The organism is Pseudomonas sp. Irchel 3E13 (assembly GCF_900187455.1).
In the GTDB taxonomy this organism is placed as follows: Bacteria; Pseudomonadota; Gammaproteobacteria; order Pseudomonadales; family Pseudomonadaceae; genus Aquipseudomonas.
On sequence record NZ_FYDX01000007.1, the window covers coordinates 56,378 to 68,818 of the forward strand.

Annotated in this window: 9 protein-coding genes and 1 tRNA gene; 9 read left to right on the forward strand and 1 reads right to left on the reverse strand. The window is 64.6% G+C overall.

Annotation, left to right across the window (positions count from 1 at the left end; genetic code table 11):
• The first annotated feature begins 80 nt into the window (after positions 1-80).
• Both CKW37_RS13305 and CKW37_RS13310 read left to right on the forward strand, forming a co-directional pair.
• Entirely contained in the window at positions 81-3,824 is a 3,744-nt protein-coding gene (locus CKW37_RS13305) for a bifunctional diguanylate cyclase/phosphodiesterase (protein WP_095156169.1), read from the forward strand.
• A 13-nt stretch (positions 3,825-3,837) separates the two neighbouring features.
• Positions 3,838-3,914 (forward strand) — tRNA-Ile (locus CKW37_RS13310).
• 53 nt (positions 3,915-3,967) lie between these two features.
• Here the strand turns inward: CKW37_RS13310 and CKW37_RS13315 are convergent.
• Positions 3,968-4,756, reverse strand: a complete 789-nt coding sequence (locus CKW37_RS13315; RefSeq protein ID WP_095156170.1) for a helix-turn-helix transcriptional regulator — start codon at positions 4,754-4,756, stop codon at positions 3,968-3,970.
• Positions 4,757-4,841: 85 nt separating this feature from the next.
• Here CKW37_RS13315 and panB point away from each other — a divergent pair, with 85 nt between their 5' ends.
• From panB to pqqB, 7 genes are all read left to right on the forward strand, one after another.
• Positions 4,842-5,663: a 3-methyl-2-oxobutanoate hydroxymethyltransferase gene (gene panB / locus CKW37_RS13320; RefSeq protein ID WP_095156171.1), complete on the forward strand. Its 822-nt coding sequence runs from the start codon at positions 4,842-4,844 to the stop codon at positions 5,661-5,663.
• A 57-nt stretch (positions 5,664-5,720) separates the two neighbouring features.
• Complete coding sequence (locus CKW37_RS13325) at positions 5,721-6,179, forward strand: Lrp/AsnC family transcriptional regulator (RefSeq protein WP_095156172.1); 459 nt, start codon at positions 5,721-5,723, stop codon at positions 6,177-6,179.
• 211 nt (positions 6,180-6,390) lie between these two features.
• Positions 6,391-8,073, forward strand: coding sequence for an NAD(P)/FAD-dependent oxidoreductase (locus CKW37_RS13330; RefSeq protein WP_095156173.1), 1,683 nt, complete (start codon positions 6,391-6,393; stop codon positions 8,071-8,073).
• Between the two features lie 13 nt (positions 8,074-8,086).
• Positions 8,087-8,887, forward strand: a complete 801-nt coding sequence (locus CKW37_RS13335) for a carbon-nitrogen hydrolase family protein (RefSeq protein ID WP_095156174.1) — start codon at positions 8,087-8,089, stop codon at positions 8,885-8,887.
• Positions 8,888-8,928: 41 nt separating this feature from the next.
• Positions 8,929-11,139: a pyrroloquinoline quinone biosynthesis protein PqqF gene (pqqF, locus tag CKW37_RS13340; RefSeq protein WP_095156175.1), complete on the forward strand. Its 2,211-nt coding sequence runs from the start codon at positions 8,929-8,931 to the stop codon at positions 11,137-11,139.
• 160 nt (positions 11,140-11,299) lie between these two features.
• Positions 11,300-11,371, forward strand: a complete 72-nt coding sequence (pqqA, locus tag CKW37_RS13345) for a pyrroloquinoline quinone precursor peptide PqqA (protein WP_003243383.1) — start codon at positions 11,300-11,302, stop codon at positions 11,369-11,371.
• A gap of 151 nt (positions 11,372-11,522) precedes the next feature.
• Positions 11,523-12,434: a pyrroloquinoline quinone biosynthesis protein PqqB gene (pqqB, locus tag CKW37_RS13350; RefSeq protein WP_095156176.1), complete on the forward strand. Its 912-nt coding sequence runs from the start codon at positions 11,523-11,525 to the stop codon at positions 12,432-12,434.
• The last annotated feature ends 7 nt before the right edge of the window (positions 12,435-12,441 follow it).

Here is a 12,441-nt window from a genome sequence, read left to right on the forward strand (position 1 = left end):
AAATCCTGCTGTCGACCGCAGCCCTGTGGTCGGAATGCCCGTCTACACTCGAACCTATTAATTCGATAGACGAGGCCGCTATGCCCAGAATGCCGGCCCTTCTACTGTCGCTCCTGCTGGCCTGGAGCGCGACGGCCGGCGCCTTGACCCTGACTGAAGAAGAGCAGGCCTGGCTCAGCGCGCACCCCAAACTGCGCCTGGGCGTCGATGCTTCGTGGCCACCGTTCGAATACCGGGACCAGGAAGGCCGCTACCAGGGATTGGCCGCCGACTACATTGCCGTGATTCAGGATCGCCTGAATGTCGCCTTCGAACCGGTGGAGCCAACCAGTTGGACCGCCGTACTCGAGCGCGCGCGGCAAAACCGGCTCGACCTGCTGCCGGGCGTCATGTCCACGCCGGAGCGCCAGGCCTACCTGTCCTTCACCCGCCCTTACCTCGACTTTCCCATTGTCATTCTGTCCCATGAAGGCGGCCCCCAGCCCAAGGCGTTGAAGGACCTCTACGGCCTGAAAATCGCGGTGGTGGAAAACTATGCGCCGCATGAGCTGCTGCGCACCCACCACCCCGACCTCAATCTGGTTGCCATGCCGAACGTCAGCTCGGCACTGCAGGCCCTGGCCACGGATGAAGTGGACGCGGTCGTCGGCGACCTTGCCTCCAGCGTCTGGAGCCTGCGCGAGCTCAAGCTTGAAGGGCTCTATGTCAGTGGCGAAACGCCTTACCGTTATCAACTGGCAATGGGCGTTCCGAGGGAACAGAAAGTACTGGTCGGCATCCTCGACAAGGTCATCGCCGACATGACGCCCGAGGAAATCAACAGCATCCAGCAGCGCTGGGTCGGCAATGTCCTGGACCACCGCACCTTCTGGTACGACCTGCTGACCTACGGCCTGCCCGGCGTGCTGTTCATGGTGGCGATACTGGCGGGGGTCATGCGCGTCAACCGCCGCCTCAGCTCCGAGATTTCCAGGCGCATCGCACTGGAACAGGAACTGCGCAGCAGCGAATACCACTATCGCGGCCTAGTCGAGAGCCTGTCGGCCATCGCCTGGGAAGCCGACGCCAACGACTTCACCTACAACTACGTGTCGCCCCACGCCGAGGACCTCCTTGGCTACCCGCTCAGCCGCTGGCTGGAGCCCGGCTTCTGGCGCTCTATCCTGCACCCAGAAGATGCGCTCTGGGCGCAGGCTTATTGCGACGCGGAAACCGCCGCCGGCCGCGATCACAGCCTCGATTATCGGGTGATCCGCGCCGATGGCCGAACCCTGTGGATCCGCGACATCGTCAGCCTGATCGAACACGGCCACCGGCCGGTAATGCGCGGCCTGATGATCGACATCAGCGAGGCCAAATACACCGAGCAAGCGCTGCGCCTGTCAGAACAGAAGTTCGCGTCGGTCTTCCATCAATGCCCCGACATCCTGGTCATCGCTCGACTCAGCGACGGCTGCCTGCTGGAGGTCAACGAAACATTCGTGGAACAGATCGGCCTCAGCCCTTCCCAGGTCGTTGGCCGAACCGCCACCGAATTGAACATCTGGGGCGTCGAAGGCATTGGCGCCGGCCTGCTGGAACGCCTGCAGCGGGGCAGCGTGCGCAATCTGGAGATGAGTTTCCGTCGCAGTAACGGCCAGTTGTTCACCGGCCTGATTTCGGCAGAATCCTTCGACCTGGAAAGCACCCCGGCGCTGGTGGTGGCGGTGCGTGACATCAGCCAGCTCAAGGAAACCCAACAGCAACTGCAGATTTCCGAAGAGAAGTTCGCCAAGGCCTTCCACGCTTCTCCCGACGGCATGCTGCTGTCGCGTCAGAGCGATGGGCTGCTATTGGAGGTCAATGAAGGCTTTTGCCGCCTGACCGGCTTCGACAGCCATTCGTCCCTCGACCACACCGCCATCGACCTGGGCATCTGGGTCAACCTGAACGAACGCCGGCAAATGCTGGAGTTACTGAAAAAGGATGGCTTCGTCCGCGATTTCACCTGCAACCTGAGGCGCAGCGACGGGCAGATCCGCCTGTGCGAACTGTCGGCCCGGCCGCTGCCCATCGGCGGCATCGACTGCATGCTGACCATCGCCCGCGACATCACCGACCGCCAGCAGATGCAGGAAAAACTGCAACTGGCGGCGACCGTCTTTGAAAACACCGCCGAAGGCGTGCTCATCACTGACACCGAGCAACACATCAGTGCGGTCAACCGGGCGTTCAGCGAAATCACCGGCTACAGCGAAGCCGAAGTGCTCGGCCAGACCCCGCGCCTGCTCGCCTCCGGCCAGCACGACAGCGCCTTCTACGCCGCCATGTGGCATCAACTGAGCGCGGAAGGCCACTGGCAGGGCGAGATCCTCAACCGGCGCAAGAACGGCGAGCTTTACCCCGGCTGGCTGACCATCAGCGCCGTGCGCAACCCGGAACTGGGCACCACGCATTTCGTCGCGGTGTTCGCCGATATTTCCAGCCTCAAGCACGCCCAGGCCAAGCTCGACTACCAGGCCCACCACGACCCACTCACCGGCCTGCCCAACCGCACGCTGTTCGAGAACCGTCTGCAAGCGGCGCTGCACTGCACGCAAGCATCGAGCCGCCAGGGCGCGGTGTTGTTCCTCGACCTGGACCGTTTCAAGCACATCAACGACAGCCTCGGCCACCCGGTAGGCGACTTGCTGCTCAAGGCCATCGCCCATCGACTGAAGGAACAGGTGCGCGACATCGACACCGTGGCCCGGCTTGGCGGCGATGAATTCATCATCCTGCTGCCCGGCCTGCATCAGGCCAGCGATGCCGAGCACATCGCACAGAAAGTGCTGACCTGCTTCAACGCACCGTTCCAGGCCGGCGACCACGAGTTCTTCTCCAGCGCCAGCATCGGCATCAGCCTGTACCCGCAGGACGGCGCCGATGTGGCCTCACTGATCCGCAACGCCGACGCGGCGATGTACCGCTCCAAGGCCAAGGGGCGCAACCGGGTCGAGTCCTACACCCGTGACCTCACTGCCCAGGCCAGCGAGCGCATCGCCCTGGAGCATGAACTGCGCCGGGCCATCGAGCGCAACGAGCTGAGCCTGTACTTCCAGCCCAAGCTGAGCCTGGAGAACCACACCCTGGTTGGCGCCGAAGCCCTGATCCGCTGGACCAACCCGACCTTCGGCGAGGTCCCGCCCGAGCACTTCATCCCGCTGGCGGAAGAGAACGGCATGATCCTGCTGCTCGGTGATTGGGTGCTGGAGCGTGCCTGCCAGCAGATGCACGAATGGAAGCGCCACTACCAGGCCTTCGGTCCGCTCTCGGTCAACCTTGCTGGCGCGCAATTGCGCCAGCCGGGGCTGGTGCGGCGCATCGAGCAACTGCTCAAGACTTACCAGCTCAAGGTCGGCGACCTGCAACTGGAGATCACCGAGAACTTCATCATGAGCCAGGCCGAGGAAGGCCTGGCCATCCTCCACCAGCTCAAGCACCTGGGCGTGCAACTGGCGATCGACGACTTCGGCACCGGTTACTCGTCCCTCAGTTACCTCAAGCGCCTGCCGCTGGACATCCTCAAGATCGACCAATCGTTCATCCGCGGCCTGCCCGACGATCCCAACGATGCCGCCATCGCCCGCGCCATCATTGCCCTGGGCCGCAGCATGCAATTGACCATCATTGCCGAGGGCGTCGAGACCCAGGCCCAGCAGGAATTCCTCGCCGCCGAAGGCTGCGAACAGATCCAGGGCTACATCGTCAGCCTGCCGCTGCCGCCACACGCCTTTGCCGAGTCGTTTTTACGCATAGTACTTTCGGATCTTTCGGATGGCACTGCCTGGAATCCCTCGATATAATCCGCGACCTCTGGGGCCTATAGCTCAGTCGGTTAGAGCAGAGGACTCATAATCCTTTGGTCCACGGTTCGAGTCCGTGTGGGCCCACCAGATACCAAAAAGCCGCGCACATGCGCGGCTTTTTCATTTCTCCCGGTCGGGCCTCAGCCCAGGCCGAGCGCATAAGCGCCGGGCGTCTCGCCATAGTGCCGCTGAAACAGCGCGATGAACGCCGACACCGAGTCATACCCCAACTCATTCGCCACCGCCGTGACGCTCGTGCCTTGCGCCAGCATCGGCAGCGCCGCCAGCAAGCGCAGGCGTTGCCGCCAAGCCTGGAACGACAGTTGCGTCTGGGCCTGGAACAACCGCACCAGGGTGCGTCGCGACGCGCCGACCTGTTGCGACCATTCCTCGATGCCGCGGTTGTCGCCCGGTTCGGCCTGCAAGGCGTCGGTGATGCGGCGCAGGCGCGGGTCGCTGGGCAGCGGCAGACTGAAAGGCGCCTCGGGCAGCTCGCGCACTTCATCCACCAGCACCTGCAACAGCCGCGCTTGCGGTCCCTGCTCGGGGTAGTCGTTAGCGAAGCGGCTGGCCTTGTCGATCAGCTCGCGCACCAGCGGCGTGACCTGCAGCACCGCGCAATCCCGCGCATAGCCCTTTAGGATGCCGTCGCCCAGATAGAGGCTGCGAAAGGCCAATGCCCGCTCGCTGTAGACGGTGTGGCGCACGCCGGGCGGAATCCACACGGCGCACTGCGGCGGCAGCAGATAGCTGTGGCGTTCGGTCAGCACCTGCATGATCCCCGCACTGGCGTAGGTGAACTGCACCCAGTCATGGCAATGCATGTCCACCCGATAGCCCGCCGGGATATCGAACATGCGCCCGTGCACGGACCGGGTCAGTTGCCCCGGCACTGGCGGTACCGGGGCGGGTTGTCCCGTGTGCGGCATTGTTAGTCCCCTTTGCTCAAGTGAGCCAGAAAAGCCGATGGTAGCCTGCGCCGCGTCTCGTTGAACAACGCCAGGAGCACACGTCATGAGCACACAGATCCGCGCAAGCCGCCTGACCATTCCCACCATCCGCCAGCGCAAGGGGGCTGGCAGCCTGGTGGCGCTGACGGCGTACAGCCTGCCGATGGCGCGCTGGGTGGATGCCCACGCCGACATCATCATCGTCGGCGACTCGGTGGGCATGGTGCTGTACGGCATGCCCAGCACCTTAGGCGTAACCCTCGACATGATGATCGCCCACGGCCAGGCGGTGATGCGCGGCACGCAGCGCGCCTGCGTGGTGGTGGACATGCCGTTCGGCAGCTACCAGGCCTCGCCCGAGCAGGCGTTTCTCAATGCCGCGAAGCTGCTGCGCGACACCGGCGCCCAAGGCATCAAGCTGGAAGGCGGCGAGGAGATGGCCGAGACGGTGGCGTTCCTCAGTCAGCGCGGGATTCCGGTGATGGCGCATGTCGGACTGATGCCGCAGCAGGTCAACAGCCAAGGCGGATTCAAGGCCCAGGGCCGGGACGAAGAAAGCGCGGCGAAGGTGCGTCGCGACGCCCTGGCGATGCAGGCAGCCGGCGCGTTCTCGGTGGTGCTGGAAGGTATCGCCGAGCCACTGGCGCGAGCCTTGAGCGAGGAACTGGAAATTCCCACCATCGGCATCGGCGCGTCACCGGCCTGCGACGGGCAAGTGCTGGTGACCGAGGACTTGCTGGGGCTGTTCGGCGAATACCAGCCGCGCTTCGTCAAACGCTACGCCGAGCTGCAGGGGCCGATCGACCGGGCGCTGGGCGAGTATGCGCGGGAAGTGCGCGCGGGGGTTTTCCCGGCATTGGAGCACTGCTTCAAGGCGGCGGGTTGAGTCGCCCGGCGCCGTCTGTACACTGGGCCGACCTTCACCGTTGTACCCGGGAATCCCATGTCCGACAGCCGCACCGCCCTCGATGAAATCGACCGCCAGCTTATCGCCGCCTTGCAGATCAACGCCCGCGAAAGCGTCGCCACCCTCGCCCGCCAACTGGGCATCGCCCGCACCACGGTGACCTCGCGGCTGGCGCGGCTGGAGAAGACCAAGGTGATCAGCGGCTACGGCGTGCGCCTGGGTCAGCGGGTGATCGACGGCGGGTTGCAGGCCTACGTGGGCATCACCGTGCAACCGCGCTCCGGGCGGGAGGTGGTGCGGCGGTTGAGCGCCATGGGGCAGGTGCAGCAGCTTTGCGCGGTGAGTGGCGAGTTCGATTATGTGGCGTGGCTGCGCAGTGAGTCGCCGGAACAGCTCGATCAGTTGCTGGACCAGATCGGCAGCCTGGAAGGGGTGGAGAAAACCACCACGTCGATCATTCTGAGTAGCAAGGTGGATCGGGGGCAGCCGGTTTAGCTGGCGGCGGCCTGATCTGTAGGAGCGAGCTCGCTCGCGAAAACAAGCGCAACTGTCATTCTGCAAACCCAACCCGTCACATCGACCAAAAACACCACAAAACGACAACACTCTGCATCTTAATTACGAACACCCCACTCCCTAAAATTGGTCCCCAGGCATTTCCTATACTCAGGCTCCGCATCCTGCGCAGCCCCTGGCAAGGTCAATCATGAACAAGAACAACCGCCACCCCGCCGACGGCAAGAAGCCTGTCACCATCTTCGGTCCCGACTTCCCTTTCGCCTTCGATGACTGGATTGAGCATCCGGCCGGCCTGGGCAGCATTCCCGCCGAACGTCATGGTGAAGAAGTGGCGATCGTCGGTGCCGGTATCGCCGGGCTGGTGGCGGCCTATGAGCTGATGAAGCTGGGCCTCAAGCCGGTGGTCTACGAGGCCTCGAAGATGGGCGGGCGCCTGCGTTCGCAAGCCTTCGCCGGGACCGAAGGCATCGTCGCCGAGCTGGGCGGCATGCGCTTTCCGGTGTCGTCCACGGCCTTCTATCACTACGTCGACAAGCTTGGCCTCGAGACCAAGCCCTTCCCCAACCCGCTGACGCCCGCCTCGGGCAGCACGGTGATCGACCTCGAAGGCCAGACCCACTACGCGGAAAAGATCAGCGACCTTCCGGCCCTGTTCCAGGAAGTCGCCGACGCCTGGGCCGATGCCCTGGAAGACGGCGCGCGCTTCGGCGATATCCAGCAGGCGATCCGCGACCGCGATGTACCGCGTCTGAAAGAACTGTGGAACACGCTGGTTCCGCTGTGGGACGACCGCACCTTCTACGACTTCGTCGCCACCTCGAAAGCCTTCGCCAAGCTGAGCTTCCTGCACCGCGAAGTGTTCGGTCAGGTCGGTTTCGGCACCGGCGGCTGGGACTCGGACTTCCCCAACTCGATGCTGGAAATCTTCCGCGTGGTGATGACCAACTGCGACGACCATCAGCATCTGGTGGTCGGCGGCGTCGAGCAGGTGCCGCTGGGTATCTGGAAGCACGTGCCCGAGCGCTGCGACCATTGGCCGGCCGGCACCAGCCTGGCCTCGTTGCACCGGGGTGCGCCGCGGCCGGGGGTCAAGCGCATCGCCCGCAATGCCGACGGCAGCGTGGCGGTCACCGATAACTGGGGCGATACGCGCAACTACGCAGCCGTGCTGACCACCTGCCAGAGCTGGCTGCTGACCACCCAGATCGAGTGCGAAGAGTCGCTGTTCTCGCAGAAGATGTGGATGGCCCTGGACCGCACCCGCTACATGCAGTCGTCGAAGACTTTCGTGATGGTCGATCGGCCGTTCTGGAAGGACAAGGACCCGGAAACCGGCCGCGACCTGATGAGCATGACCCTCACCGACCGCCTGACCCGCGGCACCTACCTGTTCGACAACGGCGACGACAAGCCGGGGGTCATCTGCCTGTCTTATTCGTGGATGAGCGACGCGCTGAAGATGCTGCCGCACCCGGTGGAAAAGCGGGTCAAGCTGGCACTGGATGCGCTGAAGAAGATCTACCCGAAGGTCGATATCGCCGGGCATATCATCGGCGATCCGATCACCGTGTCGTGGGAAGCCGATCCGTATTTCCTCGGCGCCTTCAAGGGCGCGCTGCCAGGACATTACCGCTACAACCAGCGCATGTACGCGCACTTCATGCAGCAGGACATGCCCGCCGAACAGCGCGGCATTTTCATCGCCGGTGACGATGTATCCTGGACCCCGGCCTGGGTCGAAGGCGCGGTGCAGACCTCGCTCAACGCGGTTTGGGGCATCATGAATCACTTCGGCGGTCGCACCCACGCCGACAACCCCGGCCCGGGCGATGTGTTCAACGAAATCGGCCCGATTGCCCTGGCCGACTGACAGGAGATTTGCCATGCGTATCGCCCTCTACCAGGGCTCGCCGCAGCCGCTGGACGTTGCCGGCAACCTTGAGCGTCTGCAGCAGCAGGCGCAGGTTGCCGCCTCCCGCGGCGCCGAGTTGCTGGTGTGCCCGGAGATGTTCCTCAGCGGCTACAACATCGGCAGCGAAGCCGTCGCCCGCCTGGCCGAAGCCGACGACGGCGCGTCGGCGATGCGCGTGGTGGAAATCGCCCAGGCCAACCGTATCGCCATCGTCTATGGCTACCCGGAGCTGGGCGACGACGGACGGATCTTCAACAGCGTGCAGTTGATCGACGCCCACGGCAGCAGCCTCGGCAACTACCGCAAGACCCACCTGTTCGGCGGCCTCGACCGGGCGATGTTCAGCCCCGGCGACAACCACTTCCCGGTGGTGGAACTCAACGGCTGGAAGGTCGGCATGCTGATCTGCTACGACATCGAATTCCCGGAGAACGCCCGCCGCCTGGCCATGGCCGGCGCCGAGCTGATCCTGGTGCCGACGGCGAACATGGAGCCCTACGACTTCATCTGCCAGGTGACCGTGCGCTCCCGTGCCCAGGAGAACCAGTGTTACCTGGTCTACGCCAACTACTGCGGCGCCGAGGGCGAGATCCACTACTGCGGCCAAAGCAGCATCGTCGGCCCCGACGGCAGCATCCTCGCCATGGCCGGGCGCGACAGCGCGCTGTTGTCGGCCGACCTGGAATTGCGTCGGGTCCACGAAGGCCGTGCCCACACGCCCTACCTGCAAGACCTGCGCAGCGAGCTGCACCGCGAGCCGCGCAGCGACTGATTTATCCGCTAGCATGATGGCTCGCGCGTTTCGGAGCCGTCATGTCCAGCCCCCTCCAGCACCTCATCCTGAGCAATGGCCTGCGGGTCAACCTGCGCCACGCGCCGCACCTCAAGCGCTGCGCGGCGGCGGTGCGGGTGCATGCCGGCAGCCATGACGCGCCCGCCGACTATCCCGGCCTGGCGCATTTTCTTGAGCACCTGTTCTTTCTCGGCACCGTCCGTTTTCCGGTGGAAGACGGGCTGATGCGTTTCGTCCAACGCGAAGGCGGACAGCTCAATGCGAGCACCCGCGAGCGTACCACCGAGTTCTTTTTCGAAGTGCCGCCGGCGGCATTCCCCGGTGCGCTGGAGCGGTTGTGCGAGATGCTCGCGAATCCGCTGCTGACGCTGGAGCGCCAGCGCGCCGAGCGCGAGGTGATCCATGCCGAGTGGGTCGCCTGGTCGGGCAATACCGAGGCGCAGCGCCAGTACGCGCTGTTGCGCAGCGTGTCGGCGAAGCATCCGCTGAGCGGTTTTCATGCGGGCAATCGCGACAGCCTGCCAACCGATGAGCCGGCCTTTCAGCAAGCGCTTTCCGCCTTTCATCAGCGCTTTTATCAGGCCGGGCAAATGACCCTGAACCTGAGCGGGCCGCAATCACTGGATGAGCTGGAACGGGCCGCGCGCAAATTCGGCAAGCTGTTCGCGACGGGAACGCGGATCGAGCAAACCGCGCCACCGGCCTTGCTCGACGGACCGCTGCGTGTGCCACCCATCGACGGCCAACTGGACCTGCTGTTCGCCCATGAGCATCTGCCGGACGGCGCCGACGAGGCCATCGATTACCTCACCACCTGGATCACCGACACCCGCCCTGGCGGTCTGCCGGCAGAGTTGCGCCGGCGCGGCTGGCTCGAGGATTTGAGCTTCACCTCGCTGTACCAGTTCGGCGGACAGGCGCTGCTGCATGTCCGGCTAAAACTGAGCGCGAGCGCCGATACGGCCGAAGCCGAAGCGTTATTGCACGACTGGCTGGCGTTCTTCCGCGAGGCGGATCACCGCGCCCTGCTCCTGGAATATCAGCGCCTGCAAGCGTGTCGCGAAGCCAGCGCCGGCGCGCTGGAGCTGGCGCGGCGCGAGCGGCCGTTCCGGGCGCTGGATCAGCAGGGTCAGACGGCGCTGCGGGTATTGCTGGCGGACACCGGCGTGTCTCGTCAGCCGTGGCGATTGCCGGAACCGGAGCCGCTGCTCGCCGCGACGATCGCCGAAGCCGGCGCCGCGCCCGTACCCGCCGGATTAACCATCAGTCCCGCCCTTCCCGCCGCTCGCCAGTACGCCGCGCTGTACCTGCGCCAGCAGTTCGAAGACCGCGCCGAGCACCTTCGCGATGTGCTGAAGCCTCTGACCGAACGCGCCAGCCGCGCCGCCGTGGAACTGCAATGGACCCGCGCGGCCAACACCTGGCAACTGCGCTGTGCCGGCGCGCCCGCGCCAGTGCTGGCGGTGATCGAACAGGCGCTGTCGCAACTGGGCGAAGCCAGCGCCACCGAGCCGGGCGCGGAGCCGCCGCTGATCCCGATCCGCGCGCTGATGCGGGAACTGCCACACCACTTGCTCACCCCCGCCAAGCCAGGCTGGACCGCGTTGTCCACCGGCTTTGACGAGGCGGCGCAGAATGCTCTCAACCTGTTGCTGGCCAACCTCCCCGGTAACCCGATAACACTGCCGCCTCCCACACCGCCGGCCCGCCAATGGCATCGCTACGCCGAGGCCAGCGGCGAAGCGGCGCTGCTGCTGTTCTGCCCGATCCCTGACGAAGCCAGCGGGCGGCTGCTCGCGCAACTGATTCAGGGCCCGTTCTACCAGCGCCTGCGCAGCGAACTGCAACTGGGTTACGCGGTGTTCAGCGCGTTCCGGCAGATCCAGGGGCACAACGGACTGATGTTCGGCGTGCAATCGCCGAACGCCAGTCATGAGGAAATCCTCGCCCATATCCGCGCGTTCCTGGCCCGGCCCGCGCCGGACCTCGGCAGCGCTCGCGAAGCCCTCGCCGTGCAACTGGCCGAACCGGCAATGCCCAATGCCGACGTCGCCGAATGGGCGTGGCAAACCCATCTGGCCGGCAACGACGGTTTAACTCTGGACCGCCTGTCGGCAGCCATCCTCGCGCGCAGGCAAGTGGATATCGACCGTGCTTGGAAGCAGTTGGGCAGTGAAAAAAACTGGCTGCTGCTGGCCAACGGACCGCCGCCGCAGAGCGGCTGGCTATGACTGTTACGGTTTTTGCAAAAGCTTTTCTGTAAAAATATTTAACCGTTCAGTTAATTTGTTTCGGTAAGATTGCGCAATCCCGAGACTTTGAACGCCCACTCGAAAGGTGGACTAAATGAGTAGCGGTGCCCTCTCAGACCTATCCCGAAGGAGTAATCCCATGTGGACCAAACCTGCTTACACTGACCTGCGTATTGGCTTTGAAGTGACCATGTATTTCGCCAATCGCTGAGTCGATTCGCGGAACGACGCCTCGGTCGCCAATGAGGTTGGGGACCCATCGCGAGCAAGCTCGCTCCCTGTAGGAGCGAGCTTGCTCGCGATGGCCCTCCCAACCCAATCGCCCGAGGCGTTTTCATTTTCAGACGGGGCAGGAGTAGGCCATGTACGTCCAGATTCTAGGTTCCGCCGCCGGCGGTGGTTTCCCGCAGTGGAACTGCAATTGCCCCAACTGCAAGGGCTACCGCGACGGCACGCTGCGGGCCAAGGCGCGTACGCAATCGTCCATCGCCCTGTCCGACGACGGCGTGCACTGGATCCTCTGCAACGCCTCGCCGGATATCCGCGCCCAACTCCAGTCGTTCGCCCCGATGCAGCCGGCCCGCGCCGTACGCGACAGCGGCATCGACGCGATCATCCTGCTCGACAGCCAGATCGACCACACCACCGGCCTGCTCAGCCTGCGCGAAGGCTGTCCGCATCAGGTCTGGTGTACCGAGATGGTCCATCAGGACCTGACCACCGGCTTCCCGCTGTTCAACATGCTCGAACACTGGAACGGCGGCCTGGCCTGGAACCGCATCGAACTGGACGGCAGCTTCACCATCGACGCCTGCCCCAACCTGCGTTTCAGCCCTTTCCCACTGCGCAGCGCCGCACCGCCCTACTCGCCGCATCGCTTTGACCCACACCCCGGCGACAACCTCGGGCTGATGGTCGAAGACCTGAGCACCGGCGGCAAACTGTTCTACGCGCCGGGCCTCGGCAAGGTGGACGACAGCCTGTTGCAACGCATGCAGGACGCCGACTGCCTGCTGGTGGACGGCACCCTGTGGAACGACGACGAAATGCAGCGCCGCGGTGTCGGCACCCGCACCGGCAGCGAAATGGGCCACCTGCCGCAAAACGGCGCCGGCGGCATGCTCCAGGTGCTGGAAGGCTTCCCCGCGCAGCGCAAGGTGCTTATCCACATCAACAACACCAACCCAATTCTCGATGAGGACTCGGCCGAGCGCGCCGAACTGGACCGCCGTGGCGTGGAAGTCGCCTTCGACGGCATGAGCATCGAACTCTGAGGAGCCG

What these genes read in the sequence shown, in the direction of transcription:
- CKW37_RS13305 (WP_095156169.1), top strand. Translation starts at nt 81, where the DNA reads ATGCCCAGAATGCCGGCCCTTCTACTGTCGCTCCTGCTGGCCTGGAGC.
- CKW37_RS13315 (WP_095156170.1), bottom strand. Translation starts at nt 4,756, where the DNA reads ATGCCGCACACGGGACAACCCGCCCCGGTACCGCCAGTGCCGGGGCAA.
- panB (WP_095156171.1), top strand. Translation starts at nt 4,842, where the DNA reads ATGAGCACACAGATCCGCGCAAGCCGCCTGACCATTCCCACCATCCGC.
- CKW37_RS13325 (WP_095156172.1), top strand. Translation starts at nt 5,721, where the DNA reads ATGTCCGACAGCCGCACCGCCCTCGATGAAATCGACCGCCAGCTTATC.
- CKW37_RS13330 (WP_095156173.1), top strand. Translation starts at nt 6,391, where the DNA reads ATGAACAAGAACAACCGCCACCCCGCCGACGGCAAGAAGCCTGTCACC.
- CKW37_RS13335 (WP_095156174.1), top strand. Translation starts at nt 8,087, where the DNA reads ATGCGTATCGCCCTCTACCAGGGCTCGCCGCAGCCGCTGGACGTTGCC.
- pqqF (WP_095156175.1), top strand. Translation starts at nt 8,929, where the DNA reads ATGTCCAGCCCCCTCCAGCACCTCATCCTGAGCAATGGCCTGCGGGTC.
- pqqB (WP_095156176.1), top strand. Translation starts at nt 11,523, where the DNA reads ATGTACGTCCAGATTCTAGGTTCCGCCGCCGGCGGTGGTTTCCCGCAG.